Here is a 21834-nt window from a genome sequence, read left to right as displayed (position 1 = left end):
AGGACGATTGATCGCGCGCCGCACCGGCCTGGGCCAGACCATGTCTACGCCGCGCTTGATCTCGGCACGAATAATTGCCGGCTTCTGATCGCCAAGCCGGGACCCGAGCGGTCAGGGCGCCCCGATTTCCGCGTCGTCGATTCCTTTTCTCGCATCGTGCGGCTCGGCGAGGGCCTCTCGCAAAGCGGCGAACTGAGCGCGGCGGCGATCGAGCGCACCCTTGAAGCGCTCGAAGTCTGTCGCGACAAGATGCGGATGCGCGGTGTCACGCGGGCGCGTCTGATCGCCACCGAGGCCTGCCGTTCGGCGCAAAACGGCGCGGCCTTTCTCGCCAGGGTGCGCGAAGAGGTCGGCCTCGAGCTCGAGATCGTCGACCGTGAAACCGAGGCGCGCCTCGCCGCCGCCGGTTCCGCCTCGCTCGCGGATGCTGCGGCCGAAGGCGTGCTTCTCTTCGACATTGGCGGAGGCTCTTCGGAAATTGTCTGGCTCGGCCGCGCCGCGACGAACGCGGCCGTTGACCGATCGATCGACCTCGCCATTCGTGAGCGGATCAGATGCTGGGTCTCGCTGAAGCTCGGAGTGGTGACCCTGGCGGAAAAATTCGGCGGCCATGAGGTCTCCGACGCCGTTTTCGAGGCGATGATCGAACATGTCGCGCGCGAGTTGCAGGCCTTCGTCTTGATGGTCAGCCCGCAGCGCAGATGCGAGCATTTCCATTTGCTCGGCACGTCCGGCACCGTGACAACGATCGCCGGCGTTTTTCTCGGCCTCGGGCGCTACGATCGGCGGCGCGTCGACGGGCTATGGATGTCGAGCGCGGACGTGACCCGAGCGGTTGATTGCCTGCGGCGCATGACTTATGGCGAGCGCGCCGCCAACGGCTGCATCGGCCTCGGCCGAGCTGATCTCGTTCTCGCGGGCTGCGCCATTCTCGAGGCGATCCGCCGCGCCTTTCCGGCCGATCGCGTGCGCATCGCCGATCGCGGGCTGCGCGAGGGCATTCTGCTCCAACTTATGAGCGCAGACGGAATGTGAGCCGGCCTCGTGGCTAAACAATGCCGCTGTAAAAACGCCGTGAATTGACTTTCGGCAGTTGTGGAATCGTCGCAGCCGCTTTTATGCTCGCGGCGGTCGCGTCTGGCGCGATCGATGGGCTCGGCGGAATTTCAGACGCTGAGACGTCTTCTTACCAATCAAGCGCCGCGTCGATTTGGGGAGCGATGTTCATGACGGCAAGAAAATCCGACCGCGCCATATATTTCGGGGGCCGACTGAGCCATGCGGCCCTCGCCGTCGGATTGATCGCGGCGGGCGGCGCCTTCGCCCAAACGGCGAGCCACAAGCCTGACGCATCGCCCTCCGCGGCGGCCCATTCGGCGGCATCGCCCGCGGCCGCGCCTCCGGCGGCGAAGCCGACCGCAGTCCAGACAGCCGCCGCCGAGCGGGCCAAGGCGCTCGGCGCCTACGGCGAGGCCCTGGCGCTGACCGCCGCTTCTTGGGGCTCGCCGCTCGTCACAATGTACGCCTTGCGCTTCAATGACGCGCTTGGACCGCATCCCAAAGCGGCCGTCAACGCGATCTGGCGGATGGAGGACATCTCAACCCCGGAACTGTCGCAGGAGGCGGGCTATGTCACGCCGAATGTCAACACGCTTTATGGGTTCGGCTTTCTCGATCTTGCAGCGGAGCCGATCATTCTGACCGTCCCCGATTCCCACGGTCGATATTATATGGTCGAGATCGTGGATTTCTGGACCAACGCCTTCGCCTATGCTGGCGGCGTCGCCACAGGCTACAAGGGCGGCAAGTTCGCGATCGTCGGCCCCGGTTGGAAGGGCAAGCTGCCGCCCAGCGTCAAGCGGATTGACGCGCCGACCCGCTGGGTCCTGGTTCAGCCGCGGGTTCATGTCCTAAATCATGACGATCTGCCTGCGGCAAAGGCCGTGCTCGACGCCATCACTGTGCAAGGGCTTGCGGCGGCGACAGGCAAAAAGCCGCCGGCGACCTCGACTTATCAATACGCCGCGCCGGAATTTACAGACCCGAAGCTGCCGGTCAGCGCCTTGGCCTTCAAGGACCCGTTGCAATTTTGGGAGATTCTCGCCGAGGCTCTAATTGAGAACCCGCCGCCGGCCGATCAGGCGAGCGGGCTTCTACCCTTGTTCCGGCCGCTGGGCCTCGCCCCTGGCAAGCCTTGGGATCGCGCCAAGGTCGCCCCGACCATCTTGGAGGCGATGGGCCGGGTCGCCAAGCGGATCGGGCCGGATTTTGCCTTGCTTCCCAGTGGGAGCTTCCGCAATGGCTGGATCGTGCCGCCGCCGAGCACGGGCAATTTCGGAACCGATTTCTACAATCGGGCGGTGATCGCGCGCAATGGACTCACCGCCAACACGCCGCGCGAGGCGATCTATATCGGTGGGATCTCGGGCGCCGACGAGCACAGGCTTTCGGGCGCCAAGAAATATGCGGTGACCTTCAAATCACCGCCGCCCTTCATTCCGCCGGGCTTCTGGTCTTTGACCCTCTATGACCTCGCCAATAATTATACGGTTCCAAATCCGATCAACCGCTATTCGCTCGGCAGCGACGATAAGCTCAAGCAGGAGTCCGACGGCTCCGTGACCCTCTATCTGCAGAAGGACAGCCCGGGACCGGAGAAAGAGGCCAATTGGCTGCCCGCACCCGCTGGAGATTATTATCTGATCCTGCGCGCCTATGCGCCGGGCGAGGCGCTGATCAAGTCGCAGACCGACAAGGAGGCCTTCCCGCTGCCGCCGATCGCTGTTGTGGAATAGGGCGTAGGTCACGACGATTTTAGGAGAATTTAATGCCCAGTTTCGGTCGAGACCGTCGCGCGCTCCTCGTTGGCGGCGCAACAGGATTGCTGTTCGCCGCGGGCGCAGTCGCGGGGCCAAAAGGCCCTGACGACGAGAAGGAGGTCTCCGCCGTCGAAGACATGATGCGCGAGCATGGCGTCCTGCGCAGGGCGCTTCTGGTCTATGCGGAAACCGCTGCGCGGCTTCGCGCCGAGGCCGGCGCGATTGACCCTAAACTCCTGAATGAAACAGCACTTCTGTTTCAGGCCTTTGGCGAGAATTACCACGAAAGGGAGCTAGAGGAGCCCTATGTCTTCCCGGCGGTGCGCAAGGCGGGCGGCGCGGCGGCGGCGCTTCCCGATATTTTGACGGCGCAGCACAATCGGGGCCGCGAGATCACCGAATATGTCCTGCGCGTGACGGGAAAGGCCTCCATCTCCGCTGCCGACGCCGAGCCTTTGGCGCGCGCCCTCGAAGCTCAGGCGCTCATGTATCAAAACCATGCCGCGCGCGAGGACACAGTGGTTTTTCCAGCCTGGAAAAACGCGCTGTCCGAAAGCCAGCTCGACGAATTGGGGGAGAAATTCGAGGAGATCGAGCATAAGCAATTCGGCGCGGACGGATTTGAAGATGCGGTGCGCAAGATCGCCGCAATCGAGCAAGCGCTTGGCTATGCCGACCTTTCCCAATTCACCGCGCCGTCTCCGCCTCGGTGAGGCGCGTGGACTCGCGCGGTCATGCATCTCCGCCTGATGGCCCGCGCAGCCTATTGCCGAACCGAGCGATGCGGCGATCGGAGGGGCTGTTGCTCCTATGCGGCGTGTTTCCTGAAAGGAACAGGGCAAAGCGCATCGCCAAAGATTTGGACCAATAGCGTTCGATGCGTCAAAGGGCAGTCGCCCTTGATCTCTCTGGCTGAATTCGGCCATGCGGCCTCTGCGCGCCTGGTGCCGGACTTCGAGCAGGAGTCATAGGCAATTGCGATCGCGAACAGGAAAACACAGGCTATCAGCGCCCGACTCGGCGCCATGCTTCTATCAGCCATCGTCGACTCTCCTCATTTTCCAAGGATCATCGCCGACCAAAGGCGTTAGGCCTCCCACATCAATCGATTAGTTTATGATCCATGCTAGCGGTCAGGCGTATATATACTCGGCCTTTGAGACATTTATTAGGTTATGAGGGGAATAATTCGGCCGAGCGGCGGTAACATATTTTAATAATGCGCTTGTTGCGCTATCGCTCGGCTAAAACTACATTAAAATGTGATCAATGGACGATCCGTCTGATGCGGCGGTTGGGCGCCCGCGTTGATTCGGATATTCCTTGGCGTGGCCATTGCCGCCGCGCAAAATAAAGCTAGCTTTCCTCTGTTATGGTTTTGGAAGCGCAATGCTGGTGACAGGCAATCAATTGGCCGCGGCGCGCGCACTGGCGGGCGTCGGCCTCGCGACGCTGGCCAAGGCGGCGAATGTCTCGGAGATGACAATTCGCGACATGGAGGCCTGCGGGCCCGCCCGCCTTTCCGGTTCGGCTGACGATGTGCTTGCCGTGCAGAACGCTTTGGAAAAAATCGGCGTGGAATTTCTGAACCATGGCCGGCCCGGCGTGCGTCTCGGCGAGGCTTACGGCAAGGGCGCTCAGGCGGAGGCGATTGCGGTTGAGGATTTGAACGCGGAGAATGACGAATAGGGCGCGCGAGGGACGGCGATGCGCGCGCCGCCGTGGGAATGCAGACGAGAGGACGAAACAGCGAGACGAGGGCTGAGCGTATGAACTCGGAATTCGACGATACAAAAGCCGTGGCCCATTTGCCGAACCTCGACATTGAGATCCTACGCCGCCGCAGTTGGGGAGGCGACGAGGAGTTCTTGTCGATCACCTTGCGCGCGGCGCCGTCGTTCGACGTATTCTACCGCTATCTCGAAGCTACGAATCCCTTTTTCATGTGGATGCGCGCCTTTGAGAAGGCTTGGACTCCTTGGCTCAGGGCGACTGAACCTGGGCGCGCGCGCCGTTTGGAGTCAAAAGAATAGCGCGCCCGGAGCGGAGCGGAGCGGAGCGGAGCGGAGCGGCCGGCCCCAGATGCGCTCACGGAACCTCTGCGATCGGTCTCGCGGCGTTCCGCATTCTTTAGTGCAGTTGGACCGATTCGAACTCGTCGTCCGCGGTCCAGCGGCAAAGCTCGACGCCGTCGTCGTTCACGATCCTCACGGCTTCCGGATAGATCTTTTTGCGGGAGTTCTCCCGCCATAGCTCGCCGACATTCGGCGGGGCGGCGCGATAAAAGCTTTTGACCCCAGCCTCGGCCAGGCTCCGAAAATAATTGGCGTTGGGCTCTCCTGACCAGAAGGGGAATCTGTGCAGCACTTCGGGCGTCCCCTGCGCCGGCCGGATATATTCGATGAAGCAATTTCCCACGCGCGTGTGCATCGCTTCGGTCCTCATGGCGAAAACGGTCCACATTTAATTAGGCGGCCGCGCCAAGAGTTCAATCGGATTGCAGGGAGGCTCCGCCATGTGCCCGAAAGCACGCCGGGGAAACCCGTCACGGCGTAAGCATGTTCCCACTTCAGCACGTATCAATTTTTGGGAATGCCTGCGGGCGCGGCCTCCCAACCACGCGCCCGCAGTGCATTCCATTTCGCGGCGCCGCGGTGGATGCTGCGCCAACTGGCGCAAGACGAGTCCAGCTTGGCTCGGTAACTCGGCATTAACCCTATGCACGATAAAAATAAGCGGCGCTGATTTCCGCCGCCAAGCCGCTTCAAGCCATTCGCTCGCAGCGCAAGCGGCTCATCAAGCGCCGATCTATGAAATCCCCGTGGAGCTCACGCAGCTTTTCGACCACCTAAGTCCATGAGCCGCGGCTGCTTTTGCATCGGGCGCTCCAACGGGACGAGGGACGCACCGATGCTGAAGAGTTGCGGGATCATCAAAAACCGATTGGACGCCGCAACCATTCATTGGCGCGCGCGCCTCGACTCTTTTTGCGAGCGCGCGACTTCAAGGAGCTTCAACTATGGTCGTGAAAAAAACCGCCGCCGTCGCCAAGGCGGGCAAGGCCGTCAAGTCAGCCAAGGCGGCCGTCAAGGCGGAAAGCGCCACGGTCGCTAAGACGGCTGTGAAGGCCGCAACCGCTAAGTCGCCGGCGCCGCGCGCCGCCGCTCCGCAAGCGACGGTCACCCTCAAGCAGATCGGCGTCCAACTCGCTGAGTCGCATGAGCTGCCGAAGCGTCAGGTGGACGCCTTGCTCGACGATATGATCGCCGCCGTGACGAAACATATCAAGAAAGGTTCAAAGGTTCGGCTCAGCGGGCTCGGAATTCTTCAAGTCAAGAAGCGGGCGGCGCGCACCGGGCGCAATCCTGCGACGGGCGAGGCGATCAAGATCAAGGCGAGTAAAAAAGTCGCCTTCCGCGTCGCGCGCGACCTCAAGGCCGTCCTCTAAAGCCTCGCCGTCGGGCCTCCCCGACCCCGGCGAAACGGGTCAGTCTGGTTTTCGCCGCCGCGCGCCGACCTCTCCGTCATCGCGCTTCTTGAAGGGTAGAACCGCGCCGGGCGCGCGGCTGCGGGCGTTGATTCGGCTGCGGCCCGTGCCTGTCAGCACATAATGGCCGCGGCTATCGTCCCAGCGCATCAAATCGGCCTGGATAGCCCTTTGGCGGAGCACCATCGTGAGCGGGTCCTGAACATGGGCGGGCGCGACGTCTCCGAGCGCATCGACCTTGCGAAGGGCCTCGATCAATCGTTTTTCGTGAGAATCTGTCATTGCGATCCCAACATGATGCCGAGCGAGCCTGTCGGCAAGGGCTTTGACGCAAAGGGGCTCGGCGCGATTTGGCGCAGAGCTTATGTCGCGGGCGACGCGCCGGGTCGATCGATGTTTACCAGGGGGCCGCCGCGCTAAGCTTGCCCCGTCAGCTTCAGCCAATCCTCCTCGCTAATGGTCTCAATGCCGAGTTCGACAGCCTTGGCGAGCTTGGACCCTGCGCCTGGCCCGGCGATGACCAAATCCGTTTTTTTCGAGACTGAGGCCGCGACCTTCGCGCCGAGACGCTCGGCCGTCGCCTTGGCTTCGTCGCGTGTCATGCGTTCGAGCGAGCCGGTGAAGACGACGGTCTTGCCGGCGACCGGGCTCGAGGAGGCGATTTCCTCCATCGGTTGTGGCGTCACATGCTCAAGCAAGGCGTCGAGCACCGTCTCATTGTGCGGCTCGGCGAAGAAATCCCCCACGGCCTCCGCCACGACTTCGCCCAGCCCTTCGATATTATTGATTTCCGCGCGGGCCTCCGAACCTTCCAACGCCTCCCGGGCGACCGCACGGAGCGCTTCGAAAGAGCCGAAATGGCGGGCGAGGCGGCGGGCGTTGGTCTCGCCCACATGCCGGATGCCGAGCGCGAAGACGAAGCGATTGAGCGGCGGCTTGCGGCTCGCGTCGATCGCCGAGAAGAGATTTCTCGCCGAGGTCTCGCCATAGCCTTCGCGGTCCTTCAGCTTTTTGAGGCTCGCCCGGTCGCGCGCCTCCAGCGTGAAAATATCAGCCGGCGTACGGATCAGGCCTTCGCGGAAAAAAAGTTCGATCTGCTTGTCGCCGAGCCCCTCGATGTCGAGCGCGTTGCGCGAGGCGAAATGCTTCAAGCCTTCGATCGCCTGGGCCGGACAGACGAGTCGGCCGGTGCAGCGGCGAACCACGTCGGCGGTTCCGGTCTTGGCGTCGATTTCGCGGAGCGCAGCCGAGCCGCAGACCGGGCATGTCTGAGGGAAGGCGTAGGGCTGCGCGCCGTTCGGCCGCTTTTCGAGGATTGGGCCGAGGATTTGCGGAATGACGTCGCCGGCGCGCTGGACAGTCACCGTGTCGCCGATGCGGATGTCCTTGCGGGCGATCTCGTCCTCGTTATGCAGCGTCGCATTGGCGACGACCACGCCGCCGACCGTGACGGGATCGAGCCGCGCCACCGGCGTGAGCGCGCCTGTCCGGCCGACCTGGATCTCGATGTCGCGCAGCACGGTCGTCGCTTTTTCGGCGGGAAATTTATGCGCGGTCGCCCAGCGCGGCGAGCGCGAGACGAAACCGAGCCGTTGCTGTAGCGCGAGGCTGTCGACCTTATAAACAACCCCGTCAATGTCATAGCCGAGCGTGGCGCGCAGCGCCTCGATCCGCCGGTAATGGGAAAGAAGGTCCTCCGCCGAATGACAAAGAATCGTCAAAGGATTGACCGGGAAGCCGAAGCGCTTGAACGCGCTCACCATGCCCATTTGCGTGTCGGCGGGCAGGGCGCTGGCCTCGCCCCAGGCATAGGCGAAGAAATGCAGGGGCCGCTGCGCCGTGATCGCTGGGTCGAGCTGACGCAGCGATCCGGCGGCCGCATTGCGTGGATTGGCGAAAAGCGGTTTGCTCGCCGCCGCCTGGCGCGCGTTCAGCGCGGCGAAATCGGCGTGAGCCATATAGACTTCCCCACGCACTTCGAAAATTTCAGGGGGATCGTCCCGCAGGGCATGGGGAATTTCGTCGATCGTCCGCACATTGGCGGTCACGTCCTCGCCTTCGAATCCGTCGCCCCGCGTCGCCGCCTGGACGAGTGCGCCGCCTTCATAGCGCAGCGAGCACGAGAGCCCGTCGATCTTGGGCTCCGCCGTAATGGCGAGCGGCGCCTCTTCCGCGAGGCCGAGGAATCGGCGCACTCGAGCGACGAATTCCAGGACTTCGTCGTCGCTGAAAATATTGCCGAGCGAGAGCATCGGCGCCTTGTGGCGAACCTTGGCGAATTTTTCTGAAGGCGCGACGCCGACCTTCCTGGTCAGGGATTCCGAAGTGACGAGTTCCGGGAAGGCTGCTTCAAGCTCTTCGTAGCGCCGCCGCAGGGAATCATATTCGGCGTCCGAGACGGAGGGCGCGTCCTCGCCGTAATAGCGTTGGTCATGGGCGGCGATTTCGGCGCCGAGACGCTCATGCTCGCGGCGCGCTTGGGCCGCGCTGGGGTGAGTCGTCGGCGCTTGCTTCTTCATGAGCGGAATTTAACATGGGGCGAAAGGCGCGAGAAGTTCCGGGAGATCTCACGGAAACGTCGACGGAGGCTTCGCCGCGACATGGCGCCTATCGGTTGAGGAGCCAGACAAGCAAGGCCAGGACCGCGCTCGCTAGTAGGCTGGTCGTGATCGGTAAATAGAAGCTGAAATTCTGATTTTGCACGACGATGTCGCCCGGCAGACGTCCGAGCTTCAAAAAGCCGAGCCACCGCCAGGATAGGCCGATCGCCACGATGACGAGACCGATGATGACGAGCGTCCGCGACATTTTTTATTCCATTCGCGTGGGGACTTTCGCGAGGGCATCGTGTATAATGAATAAATAGTTAAGGTCGGCTCGGCGAATTTGCGAGCGCGCCTTTTCGACACCACATGTTCAATGAAATCGACCAACCTGTGATTTCAAGACCATGATCATCCACTCTCAAATCCCCTCCGACGAAAGACGTTTTCCGGAAGCGGAGATCATTCCGCCCGATCGGCACGACTACCGAAAGCGAAAGGCTGACGGATGGAGTCGCGTCGTCATCGAGCATAATGGCGCAGGGCGCGTTTATGTCGGCCGCATCGGGCCGCTCGGCTTGATCCCTTTCGCGCTGCTCGGCGGATTTATTTCCATCGGTCTGCTTGTATTCTTTCTGGGCGCTTTCTTAATTCTTGCGCCTTTGCTCGGCTTGATCGTCGCAGGGACGATCTTGTCGGGACGGATGCGCCCGTCGCGCCACTAGAGCCGCCTTATCTGGATTCAAGCCGGCGCAAGGCTGCTGCTTTCAGTGGCCATCCAGACGTCGAGATCCTCTGCCGCGCGCGCGCTGAGCGCCGCCTTTTTGGCCGCCGCTTTTTCGCCGCCCCGCAACCGTTTGCCCTCTGCTGACTTGACGGCCCCCGAAAGCGGGGGAAACAGGCCGAAATTGACGTTCATCGGCTGAAAGGATGGCGGCCCGGCGTCGATCGCCTCAATATGTCCGCCGGTGATGTGGTTGAGCAGGGCGCCGAGCGCCGTCGTCGGGGGAAGCGGGTGAAACTCTTCCCCTTTGCGTTCGGCGGCGGCCGCGCGGCCCGCGAACAGACCGACCGCGGCGCTTTCCACATAGCCCTCGCAACCGGTGATCTGGCCGGCGAAGCGCAACCGAGGATCGGCCTTCAGCCGGAGTTCGCCGTCGAGCAGCTTCGGCGCGTTCAGGAACGTGTTCCGGTGCAGTCCGCCCAAGCGGACGAAAACCGCGCCTTCGAGTCCCGGAATGGCGCGGAAAACTTCGGCCTGGGCGTGATGCTTCAGCTTGGTCTGGAACCCGACCATATTATAGAGCGTGCCCAGCGCATTATCCTGGCGCAATTGAACGACCGCATAAGGCTTGATGGTCGGCGCATGCGGATCGGTGAGCCCGAACGGCTTCATTGGCCCGTGCCGCAATGTCTCGCGGCCGCGTTCCGCCATGATCTCTATCGGTAGGCAACCGTTGAAATAGGGCGTGTCCTCGAACTCGCGGAACTCGATTTTTTCGGCCGCGAGCAGCGCGTCCACGAAGGCGTAATATTGGTCTTTCGAGAGTGGGCAATTGATGTAGTCGGCGCCGGTGCCGGCAGGGCCGGTTTTGTCATAGCGCGACTGCATCCAAGCCTTCCCCATGTCGATTGAATCGCGCTGCACCACCGGGGCGATCGCGTCGTAAAAGGCAAGATCGCGCTCGCCGGTCAAAGCGCCGATCGCAGCCGCGAGAGACGGCGAGGTCAAAGGTCCGGTCGCGACGATGACATTGTCCCATTCGCGCGGGGGCAGGCGATCGATCTCCTCGCGGATCACATCGATGAGAGGATGCGCGGCAATTTTGGCGCCGACGAATTCGGAAAATCCGGCCCGATCCACAGCCAAGGCGCCGCCGGCCGGAAGCTTATGGGCCTCGGCTGCGGCCATGATCAAAGAGTCCAGCCGCCGCATCTCCCGATGCAGGACGCCGATGGCGCTGGTTTGCGGATCGTCGGCTCGAAAAGAATTGGAGCAGACGAGCTCGGCGAGCTCCGCCGTGCGATGCGCCGGGGTTTGTCGGTCGGGGCGCATTTCATGAAGGATGACGGGAAGGCCCTGGCGCGCGATCTGCCAGGCGGCTTCGCTGCCGGCGAGACCGCCGCCGATGACATGGATCGGGGCGAGAGCGGAAAATCGAGTTTCGAACATGGCGCGAGCTTAAAGCATTTTTGACGGCGGCGCATGCGGGAGGCGGCCTCCGAGGGCGGCTGCAAAATGAATTGAAATTCAGCTAAGGTCCCGCATGTGTCGAGACAGCTCTCTTGGCGTCGCGCCGCTGCGGGACTCGCAGCCAAACGACGCGGGCTCATCAACGGATCGGAAGGGCGAATATGAACCGCATGAAATTTTGCCTCGCTTTTGCGATTGCCGCGGCCTCGCCGACCCTCGCCGATGACGTTCCCTTCGCCGCGCCGCCGCTCGTGAGCCCGGGCTTGCCCAGCGCTCCGTCCGCGACGCTTGGCGACATTATGGGAAAGCTGCAGTTGCGGCACATCAAGCTCTGGTTCGCCATCAAGTCGCGAAATTGGGATTTGACGGACTATGAGCTCGGGCAGATGCGGGACAGTTTCGAGAACGCCGTCATCCTCTACCGCAATATTCCCGTCGAGCTGATCGCTTCGGCCACCAATCCGCTCATAACTCTGCAGGCCGCGGCGAAGGCGAAAGACTTCGCGAAGGCGGAGCGAGGCTTCACTGAGCTGACGGTGGCTTGCAACGCCTGTCATAAGGCCGCTCAGATCGGGTTTATTACAATTCAGACGCCAACCTCCTCTCCGTTCGCGGATCAAGCGTTTTCGCCGCTGAAGAACTGATCTGTCGACGCTCATCTCATCATCCTAAAGACGTAGATTGCGCGGCGCCGCGAGCGGCCTCCGGCGGCGCCTGGCGACGCGCCCTGCAAATGACCTTCATCCTTTAGATGGATAGCGCCTAAGACTAAAGTCTTAGTAGACTTGGCGGCTGCAAAATATTAGATTGGCCTTTGTTAAGAAAAACTCTGATGCGTTCATGAGTTTTGTCAGATTTTCTTTATACTTAGAAGTATATATTATTTAATATTTAATAGAAAAGCTAATTCATTCGTCCGAGTGGAGCCAAACGTGCTGTTAGGACAAAAGCGAATTTTAGTTACCGGCGGAGCCGGATTCCTCGGAAGCCATCTGTGCCGACGTCTATTAAACCAAGGCCATGAGGTGCTTTGCGTCGACAATTTCTCGACCGGGACTCGCCGCAACATTGAGGAGCTGATCTCCGATCCCCGCTTTGAGCTGCTGCGTCACAATGTGACTTTTCCGCTCTTCGTCGAGGTCGACGAAATCTACAACCTCGCTTGTCCGGCCTCGCCGATTCACTATCAGTTCGATCCCGTCCAGACGACAAAGACGAGCGTCTCCGGCGCGATCAACATGCTGGGCCTCGCCAAGCGCTTGAAGGTTCGCATCCTCCAGGCCTCGACCTCCGAGGTCTATGGCGATCCCATCGTGCATCCGCAGACCGAAGATTATTGGGGCAATGTCAACCCGATCGGCAGCCGGTCTTGCTATGACGAGGGCAAGCGCTGCGCGGAGACCTTGTTCTTCGATTATCATCGTCAGCACAAGATGAGCATAAAGGTCGCGCGCATCTTCAATACCTATGGACCCAACATGCGCCCGGACGACGGCCGCGTGGTGTCAAACTTCATCTGCCAGGCGTTGCTTGGCGAGGACATCACGATCTTTGGCCGCGGCGAGCAAACGCGATCCTTTTGCTATGTGACGGATCTGATCGATGGGTTGGATCGACTCATGAACTCGCCCGAAGAGGTCACCGGTCCGATCAATATAGGCAATCCGGGCGAATTCACCATTCGCGAGCTCGCTGAGAAAGTCATCGCACTGACTGGGTCTCAGTCCAAGCTTGTCGAGCGGCCTTTGCCGGAGGACGATCCGAAGCAGCGCCAGCCCAACATCGAGGTCGCCGAAAAGCTTCTTGGCTGGCGGCCCACGATCAAGCTCGACGAGGGACTGGTCCGCACCATCGCCTATTTTGATGCGCTTCTCCGCGAGCATGGCAAAAAGATCACGAGTGAGACGCGTGTTCGAGCCGACGCTTTCGTCTGAGGCCTGACCAAAGCGCGCTTTCTCCGGTCCTGAGAGCGGGGTGGCGAAAGCGGCGGCAAATCCGAATATTGCGGCGAGACCCGCGGTTGATCCAAGGTCAGTTTGGTCGCCGCGGCTTTCGCGCGCTCTACGCCCATGCCGATCAGCGCGCGCTGGGCTGAGACCAGGCGCGGCGAAGCTGGTAGCCAAAATTCCGAAGGCTTGCTAAATCAGGTCCGCGGTCCGTCCAAGCCCGGATGGCCGCAGGAGCGCTTGCGCGAGCGCCAAGCCAGTCCCGAGCCAATTGACATGCGTAAAGGCGCCGTTTCAAGGCACACCAAGGAAACGCAAATCGAGGTCAATGTCGATCTCGACGGAGTCGGCGCGGCCGCGATTTCGACTGGCGTCGGCTTTTTCGACCACATGCTTGAGCAACTCGCTCGACATTCGCTGATCGACATTGAAATTCGCGCGAAAGGCGATCTCCATATCGATCAACATCATACGGTAGAGGATACAGGAATCGCTCTCGGGCAGGCGGTGCGGCGCGCTTTGGGCGATATGGCGGGGATCACGCGCTTCGCCGACGTGCTTCTACCGATGGATGAGACCTTGACGCGCGTCGCTGTCGATATATCCGGGCGCCCCTTTCTCATCTTCAGAACCCAATTCGCAAAGGCCAAGATCGGCGATTTCGACACCGAACTGGTGCGTGAGTTTTTCCAGGCCTTCACCATGCATGCCGGCATGAACATCCACGTCGAGACGCTCTATGGCGAGAATTCGCATCATATATCGGAATCGTCCTTCAAGGGCCTTGCGCGCGCGCTCCGCGCCGCCATCCAGCTGGACCCGCGCTTGAAGGGTGCGATCCCTTCGACGAAAGGAACCCTCTGAGGCCAGACCTTTCGTGGCCGGCTTTGGCGGCGATAGGCTTCGTCTCAGCTCTCGCTTAAGCTTTGTTGCGCCCGGCTGGGAGATGCTAAAGAGGAAGCTGGCTTTCTTCCCGCATCCCGCGCTATTGGATCGCAGATGATGGCGTCCGCTTGCGGTTTTTCTTTCGTGACGCAGGCGCGGCGGCGGCGTTCGAGGATGCTCAAAATTATGGCCGTCTATTCGGTTCATCTTCGCGGCGAAGGCGTGTCGTCTCTCGCGGACGCGGTATTTATTCGCGAGGGCTTCGCCCGGAGCGCGTTTCTGTTCGGGCCGGTTTGGCTCCTTCATCACGGGCTCTGGCTCACGGCCGGCCTGTGGGTCGCAGGCGCATTTTCGCTCCTGGCGATGGCTGGGCTCGGCGTCCTATCCGGCGCCGCAGCCTTAACCATTGCCTTGCTGCTCGAGGCCCTGCTCGGGCTGGAAGCCAATCGGCTCCTCGAGCGTAAGCTTCAGGCGAGAGGGCGGCGCCTCGCGGCGATTGTCGCTGCATCGGGCCTGGACGAGGCCGAGTCGGCGTTCTTTCGACGCGGCGATGCGCTGGAGAGCAGCGTCTCCACGACGGAGTCTCGCGAGGAAAGCGCGTGAACGTCGCCATCGTCGATTATGGATCGGGCAATCTCCATTCCGCGCATAAGGCCTTCGAGCGCGCGGCGCGGGAAGCCGGCCTGTCGGCCGACATCCGCGTCACGCGTGATCCCGACTTTGTCGGGCAGGCGGACCATGTGGTTCTGCCGGGCGTGGGCGCTTTCGCCGATTGCCGCGCTGGCCTTGAAGCCGTGCCCGGAATGATCGCCGCGATGACCTGCGCCGTCCAGGAAAGAGGCAGGCCCTTTCTCGGCATTTGCGTCGGCATGCAATTGATGGCGACGCGGGGACTGGAGCACCAAATCACAGCAGGGCTCGGGTGGATCGAAGGCGACGTTGAAGCGATCCCGGCCGCCCCCGGGCTGCGCATTCCGCATATGGGGTGGAACACGCTTGACGCGCGCCGGCCGCATGCTTTGCTCGCGAATATTCCGACAGGCGCGGATGGGCTCCACGCCTATTTCGTCCATTCCTATGCGTTTCGGCCGGCGAGCGAAGCGAATATCATCGCCGCGACAGATTACGGCGGTCCGGTGACCGCATTGATCGGGCGCGATAATCTGGCCGGCGCGCAATTCCATCCGGAGAAGAGCCAGGCGCTCGGCCTGGCGTTCATCGCCAATTTCCTCAGGTGGCGGCCATGATTCTCTTCCCGGCGATAGATCTCAAAGACGGCCGCTGCGTGCGCCTCGTCCAGGGCGACATGGCGAAGGCCACGGTCTTTAACGACGATCCGGCCGCGCAGGCCCAGGCGTTCGAGGCCCAGGGGTTCGAATATCTCCATATAGTCGATCTCGACGGAGCTTTCGCCGGCAAGCCGATGAATGCGCGGGCGGTCGAGTCCATTCTCGCGGAAATCCATATTCCTGCGCAGCTCGGCGGCGGCGTGCGCGATCTCGCGACCATCGACGGGTGGCTCGGCAAGGGCGTGTCGCGCATCGTCATCGGAACGGCGGCAGTCCGCGATCCAGAACTGGTGCGGCGAGCTGCGCGGCTGTTTCCCGGCCGCATCGCCGTCGGAATCGACGCCCGGGATGGGCTGGTCGCCGTCGAAGGCTGGGCGGAGGTTTCCACTCTTGCCGCCGTCGAGCTCGGCAAGCGTTTCGAGGATGCTGGCGTGGCGGCGGTGATTTATACGGACATCGCCCGCGATGGGCTTTTGCGGGGCTTGAACGTCGAGGCGACCCTGGCGCTCGCGGAGGCTCTGACGATCCCTGTCATCGCCTCGGGCGGTCTCGCCTCGCTTGCGGATGTCGAGCGCCTGCTGAAGCCAGACTGCGCCAAGCTCGAAGGCGCGATCACGGGGCGGGCTCTCTACGACGGAAGGCTCGATCCCGCGCAAGCCCTCGATCTCATACGGCTGGCGAAGGCGCCGGCGTGACAAATCGCTAAATTGTAAGGGCGAGCCCATGCTTAAATGCCGCGTCATCCCTTGTCTCGACGTCAAGGACAGCCGCGTGGTCAAGGGCGTGAATTTCGTCGATCTGCGCGACGCCGGCGATCCGGTCGAGTGCGCGATCGCCTATGATTCCGCCGGCGCCGACGAGCTTTGCTTTCTCGACATCACGGCGAGCCACGAAGATCGAGCGATCATTTTCGACGTCGTTCAGCGCACGGCGGAGGCCTGTTTCATGCCCCTCACGGTCGGAGGCGGCGTGCGCACGCTCGAGGATATTCGCAAGCTTTTGCTCGCGGGCGCGGATAAAGTCTCGATCATGACCGCCGCTGTGGCGAATCGTGATTTCGTGCGCGAGGCGGCGGAAAAGTTCGGCAGCCAATGCGTCGTCGTCGCTATTGACGCAAAGCAGACCGGCCCCGGCAAATGGGAAATCTTCACCCATGGCGGGCGGCGTCCAACCGGCCTCGACGTCATCGCCTATGCGCGCGAGGTCGTGGCCCTTGGCGCGGGGGAAATTCTGCTGACCTCGATGGACCGGGATGGGGCCCGGAGCGGATTTGACATCGCGCTCACCCGCGCCGTCACAGACGCGGTCGGCGTGCCGGTCATCGCCTCGGGCGGCGTCGGAACGCTCGACCATCTTGTCGAAGGCGTTCGCGACGGCGGCGCGACCGCGGTCCTCGCCGCCTCCATTTTTCATTTCGGGGAATTCACCATCGGCGAGGCCAAGCGCCATATGGCGAGCTACGGCCTACCGATGCGCCTCGACGCAAGTCCGTCCGCCTTGCGCCCGGCCGACACTTCTCTGCTTGCGGAGACAAGCCGATGACGACGTTTTGCTTGGAAGATCTCGCCGCGATCATCGCGGCGAGATCCAAGGCTGACGCTGCGGCGTCCTATACAAAATCGCTGCTCGAGGGCGGTCCTTCCCGCGCCGCGAAGAAATTGGGCGAGGAAGCCGTCGAGCTCGTCATTGCGGCCCTCGAGAAGGATCATAAGGCCGTCGTCAGCGAGAGCGCGGACTTGCTTTATCATTTGCTTGTCGTGCTGCATCAGAGCGGCGCATCCCTCGGGGAGGTTCTGGAGGAGCTCGAAAAGCGCACCGCCAAATCTGGCCATGAAGAAAAAGCTTCGCGGCGCAATATTTCGCCTTGACCGGGCGCGCGGTCCGGCCAAGACAATTGCATGCGACGCTTCGCAGCCGGCAAAAAGGATCTCGCATGGAAGAGCGGGCGACAGTCGCTGCCGCGACCCTCTCTCCTTATCACCGGTTCACCCGAAACGAGTGGGCTGCGCTGCGCGCCGATGCGCCGCTGACCCTGACTCTTGAGGATCTCGCTCGACTCAGATCTCTCAATGATCCGATTTCGCTCGACGAGGTCATTGCGATCTATCTTCCGCTTTCGCGGCTCCTGTCCCTTTACGTCGCCGCGACTCAAGGGCTCTACAAAGCGACTCAACGCTTTCTCGGCGACGAAGACGGCAAGACGCCCTATATTATCGGCGTTGCTGGATCTGTTTCAGTCGGCAAGTCGACTCTGTCGCGCATCATGCAGGCTTTGCTTTCGCGCTGGCCGAACACGCCGAAGGTCGAACTGGTCACGACCGACGGATTTCTGCATCCGAACGCCGAACTGCTGCGTGACGGCTTGATGCAGAAAAAGGGCTTTCCCGAAAGCTATGACGGGGCTGCTTTGCTTCGTTTTCTTTCCGACGTCAAAGCGGGCGAGCGCGTCGTACGTGCGCCGGTCTATTCCCATGTGACCTATGACGTCGTGCCGGGCGAGCATATTATCGTCGATCGGCCGGATATCCTCATCGTCGAGGGGCTGAACGTACTAATGCCTAATCGCGCGGGCAAAGACGGTCGCGCCATACCCTTCGTATCCGATTTCTTTGATTTTTCGGTCTATCTCCATGCGGAGGAGACGGAACTCGAAAAATGGTTCGTCGACCGCTTCATGCGGTTGCGTCAGACCTCGTTTCGCGATCCTTCGTCCTACTTCAAGAAATATGCGGACCTCGACGACGCCGCCGCGGAAGCTACTGCGCAGGATATTTGGACCCGGATCAACCTGAAAAATCTACGCGAAAACATATTGCCGACGAAGGCCCGCGCCAATTTGGTTCTTACTAAAGGGCCGAGCCATCGCGTCGAGGAAGTGGAGCTGCGCAAGTTGTAGGTCGAGCCCTTGGCGCCGCGCTACTCGTCCGCGCGGCCCTGGCTTTGCACGAAGCCAAAGTCTTGCGCAGAGCCCAAGTCTTCAGGGCGTAACAAATCCGACGATAATTGCGTCGCTTGACGAACCAATGTCGCTAAATCACGCGAAATATCCCAGAGCGAATAATGCATCGCGCCGTAATTCTCGATCCACAATCGTCCGAGAACGTCGAAATCCAGGCCACATTTCGCAAAAACGGCTTCCAGGCTCGCCTCATGAACGGCGGTCATTTGCGTCACCCCATTTTCAAGGCCGAAAAGGCACATCCCGACGATGAGTTCACAGGCCGGTAACGGCGCCCCATTTGGCTGAAGGCTGACATTATTTGAAAAGACGAATCGCGAGCACTCCCAAATCGTCGGCGCCCGAACTGCCAAGTTTGAGAAATCTGTCTTCAAAAGTCCTTCCGCCATTGTCGCGGTCATCGTGTTGAGAAAGCGGACGGATCCGGCAAGCGCGCCGTCTGGCAGGCGGCTACATAGGTAAACGGCGTCGTCTCGATCGAACGGGTCGATGTCGAGTTCATCATCGATGGGGTTCAAACCCATGTTTCCCGAGCCGACCGTAAAGTGCTTGCGGTGACGCAACATCTCATCGAAAAACTTTGGGCGAGCAAGCCGTTCGTAACCGTGGATTATATCTATCACCGGCAACCTCGAACGTCACGGGAAGGCTCCAAGGTGATGATTTTTGCGCATGAAGGAAATCCACCAAATGGATGAGTTTGCGTAATATTATTACATAAATTACGCATCAGTCGTGACTCGCGCGCACAGCATCCGACGAACAAGTTATGCAAAGCAACTCATAGCCATCATCCGTCTTGTAGTCAGGTCTCGCCTCATGTCGGCGCTATCACTCGAAAGGATCAACATGTGCTGAATGGCGTGTTGTTTCACCGTGTGAGCAGAGCCGTTGGGCCGCGGCGGTCGAGCGGCGGCGCCTTTAGGAGCAAGGCTTAAATGATCGGCTTCTGCGGAAACTCGGTCATGCGCCCGATCTTTCATGCAAATGCGCAAGGATTCGGCCTCCGCTCGTGTCGCTGAACCTCTGATCGTATTGTCAAGGCTGAGCCTCGGGTGCCAAAGCCTCGGAAAATAGGTATAGATTTCGTTCCGATCTTGCCGCGTAGGTTTCAAATGTCTCCTCTCGCCCCGGCCGACGCCGCCGAAGTCGCGGCCGCCGTCTCTTTGGCCGTCGCCTCGCGCACGCCGCTCAGCGTCTCCGGCCTCGGCTCCAAATCGGCGCTCGGCAGGCCGAGCGAGGCCGTGCGCCGGCTCGACCTCTCGGCTCTGTCGGGCGTGACGCTCTATGAGCCTGAGGAGCTTGTGCTTTCGGCGCTCGCGGCCACGCCGATCGAGACGATCGAGACGCTATTGTCCGATCAGGGCCAGGAACTTGCTTTTGAGCCCATGTCTTTCAGCCGGATCTACGGGACCGGAGCCGGCACGCTCGGCGGCTGCGTCATGGCCAATCTCTCCGGGCCCCGCCGGATCAAGGCGGGAGCAGCCCGTGATCACGTGCTCGGGGTCAAGGCAGTGTCCGGTCGCGGCGAGGCCTTCAAGGCCGGCGGTCGCGTCGTGAAGAATGTGACTGGCTACGATCTTCCTCGCGCGCTCGCCGGCTCTTTCGGAACATTGGCGGTCGCGACAGAAATCACAGTCAAGGTCTTGCCGGCGCCGGAGACTGTCGCGACGCTCGTTCTCTCCGGCCTCGATCCCGGCCGCGCGATCGCTGCGCTTTGCACTGCGATGGGCGCGCCGGTCGACGTCTCGGGCGCGGCTCATTTGCCGGCGGCGGCGGCGCAGCGCCAAGGATATTCGACCGCGCTCACGGTCTTGCGCGTTGAAGGATTCGCGCCGTCCGTAAAGGCGCGTTTCGAACGGCTGGCCGCCATTTTGAAACCGTTCGGCCCGTCAGATTCTCTTGACGCAGAAGCTTCCAAAATTCTCTGGTCGGCGATCCGTGACGTTGCTCCGCTTGCAACCTCGTCCGAGAGCCTCATTTGGAAATGTTCAGTCGCGCCGACCGCCGGACCGAGGGTCGCCGACGCATGTGCCGAGGCCTTGTCTTGCGAGGCGCTGTTCGACTGGTCTGGAGGGCTGGTCTGGCTCGCTGTGGAGCCATCGTCTGACCTTGCCGCAGACGCCGGCGCGGAGGTGATCAAGCGCGCGGTGGCGGCTCAAGGAGGTGGGCATGCCACGCTTGTTCGGGCTCCTGCAGAGCTTCGCGGTCGGATCGACGCGTTTGGGCCTCAGGACAGCGCGCTAGTGGCTTTGTCTCGTCGTTTGAAGGCTGCATTCGATCCGAACGGGATCTTAGAGCCGAGACGCCTTTTTTTCGAGTTTTGACATGCAAACCAATTTTTCCTTGGCGCAGCTTTCGGACGTAGGAACAGCGGAAGCCGACAAGATCCTGCGCAGTTGCGTCCATTGCGGATTTTGCACGGCGACCTGCCCGACCTTCATGCTTCTCGGCGACGAGCTCGACAGTCCGCGTGGACGCATTTACCTCATCAAAGAGATGTTCGAGGCCGATCGCGCCGCCGATGCAGAAACAGTTCGGCACATCGACCGCTGCCTCTCTTGTCTCGGCTGCATGACGACGTGTCCATCCGGCGTAAATTACATGCATCTCGTCGACGCTGCGCGGGCCAGGATCGAAAAGACTTACAGGAGGCCGTTCGCCGAGAGGCTGATGCGCGCATCGCTCGCTTTTATTCTCCCCCATCCAAGGCGTTTCGCGCTCGCGCTCCGCGCCGGCGTCCTCGCCAAGCCGTTGGCGCCTATGCTTGCGGGCTTCGGCAAAACAGGCCAGCGGCTTGCCGCGATGCTGCGGCTGGCGCCCAATCGTCTCGATCGCGCTTTGAGGCGCCGGAGCAAGACGGCTACAAAAACCAATACGCCGCAGATTGCGCGCGTCGCCTTGCTGAAGGGCTGCGCGCAGAGCGTTTTACGACCACAAACAAATGCTTCGGCGATCGATCTGCTGGAGCGTCTCGGGGTGGAAATTGCAGCTACGCCTGGCGAGGTCTGTTGCGGCGCGCTCGTCCATCACTTGGGTGACGAGGCGCAGGCGCTTTCCCAGGCGCGGCGAAATATAGACTTGTGGAGCGCGCAGATAGAGTCGCGTGGTCTAGACGCTATTCTCGTGACCGCGTCTGGTTGCGGAACGATGATTAAGGATTACGGTTTCCTCCTAAGGAACGAAGCGTCTTATGCCGCAAAGGCCGCGCGCATCTCGGCGCTTGCGAAAGACGCAACCGAGTTTCTTGCGACCCTCGATCTTGGCGCTCCGCGATCGCTGCCTGCGTTGACCGTCGCCTACCAGTCCGCCTGTTCCATGCAGCATGGGCAGAAAATCGATGCGCTGCCGAAGCGCCTTCTCGCCCAGGCCGGCTTTTTGGTGCGCGATCTCGCCGAGGCGCATCTATGTTGCGGTTCTGCCGGGACCTATAATATCCTTCAGCCAGAATTGGCCGCAGCGCTCCGCGATCGCAAGGTCGCGAATATTCTTGCAACTTCGCCCGACGTCGTCGCCACCGGCAATATCGGCTGCGTGACGCAGATCGCGAGCGCAATCGACATTCCGATGGTTCATACGATCGAACTCCTCGCCTTTGCCTATGGCGGGCCGCGGCCTCCGGGGCTGGACTAGGCGCCGGAATTATCCACGCGGACCAAGCGCGTCTAGAGCAACTCCGCGCTTCGCCCATCCGCCGATTGGTCAACAGGCT

The 21834-nt window shown here is 61.5% G+C and carries 24 protein-coding genes; 18 read left to right on the top strand and 6 right to left on the bottom strand.

The window, feature by feature from the left end; translation table 11 throughout:
- The first annotated feature begins 6 nt into the window (after positions 1–6).
- From METAC_RS0110430 to METAC_RS23195, 5 genes are all read left to right on the top strand, one after another.
- Complete coding sequence (locus tag METAC_RS0110430; RefSeq protein ID WP_026606983.1) at positions 7–1035, top strand: Ppx/GppA phosphatase family protein; 1029 nt, start codon at positions 7–9, stop codon at positions 1033–1035.
- A 191-nt stretch (positions 1036–1226) separates the two neighbouring features.
- A complete protein-coding gene (locus tag METAC_RS23210) occupies positions 1227–2795 on the top strand; it encodes a DUF1254 domain-containing protein (RefSeq protein WP_156898175.1) in 1569 nt (522 codons plus the stop codon).
- A 32-nt stretch (positions 2796–2827) separates the two neighbouring features.
- Positions 2828–3532: a hemerythrin domain-containing protein gene (locus METAC_RS23205; protein WP_051335513.1), complete on the top strand. Its 705-nt coding sequence runs from the start codon at positions 2828–2830 to the stop codon at positions 3530–3532.
- 676 nt (positions 3533–4208) lie between these two features.
- Positions 4209–4508, top strand: coding sequence for a hypothetical protein (locus METAC_RS23200; RefSeq protein WP_245257462.1), 300 nt, complete (start codon positions 4209–4211; stop codon positions 4506–4508).
- A gap of 80 nt (positions 4509–4588) precedes the next feature.
- The gene (locus METAC_RS23195) at positions 4589–4852 is read left to right on the top strand and encodes a hypothetical protein (RefSeq protein ID WP_156898174.1); all 264 of its coding nucleotides are present in this window, start codon (positions 4589–4591) and stop codon (positions 4850–4852) included.
- Between the two features lie 97 nt (positions 4853–4949).
- Here METAC_RS23195 and METAC_RS0110405 read toward each other — a convergent pair whose 3' ends face one another.
- Positions 4950–5264, bottom strand: coding sequence for a hypothetical protein (locus METAC_RS0110405; protein WP_156898173.1), 315 nt, complete (start codon positions 5262–5264; stop codon positions 4950–4952).
- 676 nt (positions 5265–5940) lie between these two features.
- On the opposite strand from METAC_RS0110405, the gene METAC_RS0110395 reads away from it, so the two are divergent.
- On the top strand, positions 5941–6267 hold the full coding sequence (locus METAC_RS0110395; protein WP_026606981.1) for an HU family DNA-binding protein: 327 nt from the start codon (positions 5941–5943) through the stop codon (positions 6265–6267).
- A gap of 39 nt (positions 6268–6306) precedes the next feature.
- Here METAC_RS0110395 and METAC_RS0110390 read toward each other — a convergent pair whose 3' ends face one another.
- The 3 genes from METAC_RS0110390 to METAC_RS0110375 all read right to left on the bottom strand — a co-directional run bounded on the left by METAC_RS0110390 (position 6307) and on the right by METAC_RS0110375 (position 9114).
- Entirely contained in the window at positions 6307–6588 is a 282-nt protein-coding gene (locus METAC_RS0110390; protein ID WP_026606980.1) for a hypothetical protein, read from the bottom strand.
- A 134-nt stretch (positions 6589–6722) separates the two neighbouring features.
- Positions 6723–8825 carry an NAD-dependent DNA ligase LigA gene (gene ligA / locus METAC_RS0110380; RefSeq protein ID WP_026606979.1) on the bottom strand — a complete coding sequence of 701 codons (2103 nt, stop codon included), beginning with the start codon at positions 8823–8825 and terminating at the stop codon, positions 6723–6725.
- An 88-nt stretch (positions 8826–8913) separates the two neighbouring features.
- Positions 8914–9114: a DUF2905 domain-containing protein gene (locus METAC_RS0110375; protein WP_026606978.1), complete on the bottom strand. Its 201-nt coding sequence runs from the start codon at positions 9112–9114 to the stop codon at positions 8914–8916.
- A 142-nt stretch (positions 9115–9256) separates the two neighbouring features.
- Here METAC_RS0110375 and METAC_RS0110370 point away from each other — a divergent pair, with 142 nt between their 5' ends.
- Positions 9257–9574 (top strand): hypothetical protein, encoded by a 318-nt coding sequence (locus tag METAC_RS0110370; RefSeq protein ID WP_026606977.1) that lies wholly within the window; start codon positions 9257–9259, stop codon positions 9572–9574.
- A 17-nt stretch (positions 9575–9591) separates the two neighbouring features.
- Here the strand turns inward: METAC_RS0110370 and trmFO are convergent, their stop codons facing one another.
- Positions 9592–11022, bottom strand: a complete 1431-nt coding sequence (gene trmFO / locus METAC_RS0110365; protein ID WP_026606976.1) for a methylenetetrahydrofolate--tRNA-(uracil(54)-C(5))-methyltransferase (FADH(2)-oxidizing) TrmFO — start codon at positions 11020–11022, stop codon at positions 9592–9594.
- 182 nt (positions 11023–11204) lie between these two features.
- Here trmFO and METAC_RS23190 point away from each other — a divergent pair, with 182 nt between their 5' ends.
- From METAC_RS23190 to coaA, 9 genes are all read left to right on the top strand, one after another.
- Complete coding sequence (locus METAC_RS23190; protein WP_051335512.1) at positions 11205–11687, top strand: hypothetical protein; 483 nt, start codon at positions 11205–11207, stop codon at positions 11685–11687.
- Between the two features lie 288 nt (positions 11688–11975).
- Entirely contained in the window at positions 11976–12977 is a 1002-nt protein-coding gene (locus tag METAC_RS0110355) for a UDP-glucuronic acid decarboxylase family protein (protein WP_026606975.1), read from the top strand.
- Positions 12978–13265: 288 nt separating this feature from the next.
- Positions 13266–13853, top strand: a complete 588-nt coding sequence (hisB, locus tag METAC_RS0110350; RefSeq protein WP_026606974.1) for an imidazoleglycerol-phosphate dehydratase HisB — start codon at positions 13266–13268, stop codon at positions 13851–13853.
- 207 nt (positions 13854–14060) lie between these two features.
- A complete protein-coding gene (locus tag METAC_RS25195; RefSeq protein ID WP_198017201.1) occupies positions 14061–14477 on the top strand; it encodes a DUF2628 domain-containing protein in 417 nt (138 codons plus the stop codon).
- Positions 14474–15121 carry an imidazole glycerol phosphate synthase subunit HisH gene (gene hisH / locus METAC_RS0110340; RefSeq protein WP_026606973.1) on the top strand — a complete coding sequence of 216 codons (648 nt, stop codon included), beginning with the start codon at positions 14474–14476 and terminating at the stop codon, positions 15119–15121. Before METAC_RS25195 ends, hisH begins: the two co-directional genes overlap by 4 nt.
- Entirely contained in the window at positions 15118–15858 is a 741-nt protein-coding gene (gene hisA / locus METAC_RS0110335; protein ID WP_026606972.1) for a 1-(5-phosphoribosyl)-5-[(5-phosphoribosylamino)methylideneamino]imidazole-4-carboxamide isomerase, read from the top strand. Before hisH ends, hisA begins: the two co-directional genes overlap by 4 nt.
- Positions 15859–15886: 28 nt before the next feature.
- Positions 15887–16705, top strand: a complete 819-nt coding sequence (hisF, locus tag METAC_RS23180; RefSeq protein WP_051335510.1) for an imidazole glycerol phosphate synthase subunit HisF — start codon at positions 15887–15889, stop codon at positions 16703–16705.
- The gene (locus METAC_RS0110325) at positions 16702–17031 is read left to right on the top strand and encodes a phosphoribosyl-ATP diphosphatase (protein ID WP_026606971.1); all 330 of its coding nucleotides are present in this window, start codon (positions 16702–16704) and stop codon (positions 17029–17031) included. Before hisF ends, METAC_RS0110325 begins: the two co-directional genes overlap by 4 nt.
- Before the next feature lie 65 nt (positions 17032–17096).
- Positions 17097–18059: a type I pantothenate kinase gene (coaA, locus tag METAC_RS0110320; protein WP_026606970.1), complete on the top strand. Its 963-nt coding sequence runs from the start codon at positions 17097–17099 to the stop codon at positions 18057–18059.
- A 20-nt stretch (positions 18060–18079) separates the two neighbouring features.
- Here coaA and METAC_RS23175 read toward each other — a convergent pair whose 3' ends face one another.
- Positions 18080–18745: an acyl-homoserine-lactone synthase gene (locus METAC_RS23175; protein ID WP_156898172.1), complete on the bottom strand. Its 666-nt coding sequence runs from the start codon at positions 18743–18745 to the stop codon at positions 18080–18082.
- 492 nt (positions 18746–19237) lie between these two features.
- Here METAC_RS23175 and METAC_RS0110310 point away from each other — a divergent pair, with 492 nt between their 5' ends.
- The gene (locus METAC_RS0110310; protein ID WP_026606969.1) at positions 19238–20449 is read left to right on the top strand and encodes an FAD-binding protein; all 1212 of its coding nucleotides are present in this window, start codon (positions 19238–19240) and stop codon (positions 20447–20449) included.
- A 1-nt stretch (position 20450) separates the two neighbouring features.
- Positions 20451–21755 (top strand): heterodisulfide reductase-related iron-sulfur binding cluster, encoded by a 1305-nt coding sequence (locus tag METAC_RS0110305; RefSeq protein WP_026606968.1) that lies wholly within the window; start codon positions 20451–20453, stop codon positions 21753–21755.
- Positions 21756–21834 lie beyond the last annotated feature (79 nt).

This window comes from Methylocapsa acidiphila B2 (assembly GCF_000427445.1).
GTDB lineage: Bacteria > Pseudomonadota > Alphaproteobacteria > Rhizobiales > Beijerinckiaceae > Methylocapsa > Methylocapsa acidiphila.
This window is presented reverse-complemented; position numbering and strand designations above follow the sequence as displayed.

Coding starts and splice junctions, on each gene's coding strand:
- METAC_RS23210 (WP_156898175.1), top strand. CDS start 1,227: ATGACGGCAAGAAAATCCGACCGCGCCATATATTTCGGGGGCCGACTG.
- METAC_RS23205 (WP_051335513.1), top strand. CDS start 2,828: ATGCCCAGTTTCGGTCGAGACCGTCGCGCGCTCCTCGTTGGCGGCGCA.
- METAC_RS23200 (WP_245257462.1), top strand. CDS start 4,209: ATGCTGGTGACAGGCAATCAATTGGCCGCGGCGCGCGCACTGGCGGGC.
- METAC_RS23195 (WP_156898174.1), top strand. CDS start 4,589: ATGAACTCGGAATTCGACGATACAAAAGCCGTGGCCCATTTGCCGAAC.
- METAC_RS0110405 (WP_156898173.1), bottom strand. CDS start 5,264: ATGAGGACCGAAGCGATGCACACGCGCGTGGGAAATTGCTTCATCGAA.
- METAC_RS0110390 (WP_026606980.1), bottom strand. CDS start 6,588: ATGACAGATTCTCACGAAAAACGATTGATCGAGGCCCTTCGCAAGGTC.
- ligA (WP_026606979.1), bottom strand. CDS start 8,825: ATGAAGAAGCAAGCGCCGACGACTCACCCCAGCGCGGCCCAAGCGCGC.
- METAC_RS0110375 (WP_026606978.1), bottom strand. CDS start 9,114: ATGTCGCGGACGCTCGTCATCATCGGTCTCGTCATCGTGGCGATCGGC.
- METAC_RS0110370 (WP_026606977.1), top strand. CDS start 9,257: ATGATCATCCACTCTCAAATCCCCTCCGACGAAAGACGTTTTCCGGAA.
- trmFO (WP_026606976.1), bottom strand. CDS start 11,022: ATGTTCGAAACTCGATTTTCCGCTCTCGCCCCGATCCATGTCATCGGC.
- METAC_RS23190 (WP_051335512.1), top strand. CDS start 11,205: ATGAACCGCATGAAATTTTGCCTCGCTTTTGCGATTGCCGCGGCCTCG.
- hisB (WP_026606974.1), top strand. CDS start 13,266: ATGCGTAAAGGCGCCGTTTCAAGGCACACCAAGGAAACGCAAATCGAG.
- METAC_RS25195 (WP_198017201.1), top strand. CDS start 14,061: ATGGCCGTCTATTCGGTTCATCTTCGCGGCGAAGGCGTGTCGTCTCTC.
- hisA (WP_026606972.1), top strand. CDS start 15,118: ATGATTCTCTTCCCGGCGATAGATCTCAAAGACGGCCGCTGCGTGCGC.
- hisF (WP_051335510.1), top strand. CDS start 15,887: ATGCTTAAATGCCGCGTCATCCCTTGTCTCGACGTCAAGGACAGCCGC.
- METAC_RS0110325 (WP_026606971.1), top strand. CDS start 16,702: ATGACGACGTTTTGCTTGGAAGATCTCGCCGCGATCATCGCGGCGAGA.
- coaA (WP_026606970.1), top strand. CDS start 17,097: ATGGAAGAGCGGGCGACAGTCGCTGCCGCGACCCTCTCTCCTTATCAC.
- METAC_RS0110310 (WP_026606969.1), top strand. CDS start 19,238: ATGTCTCCTCTCGCCCCGGCCGACGCCGCCGAAGTCGCGGCCGCCGTC.
- METAC_RS0110305 (WP_026606968.1), top strand. CDS start 20,451: ATGCAAACCAATTTTTCCTTGGCGCAGCTTTCGGACGTAGGAACAGCG.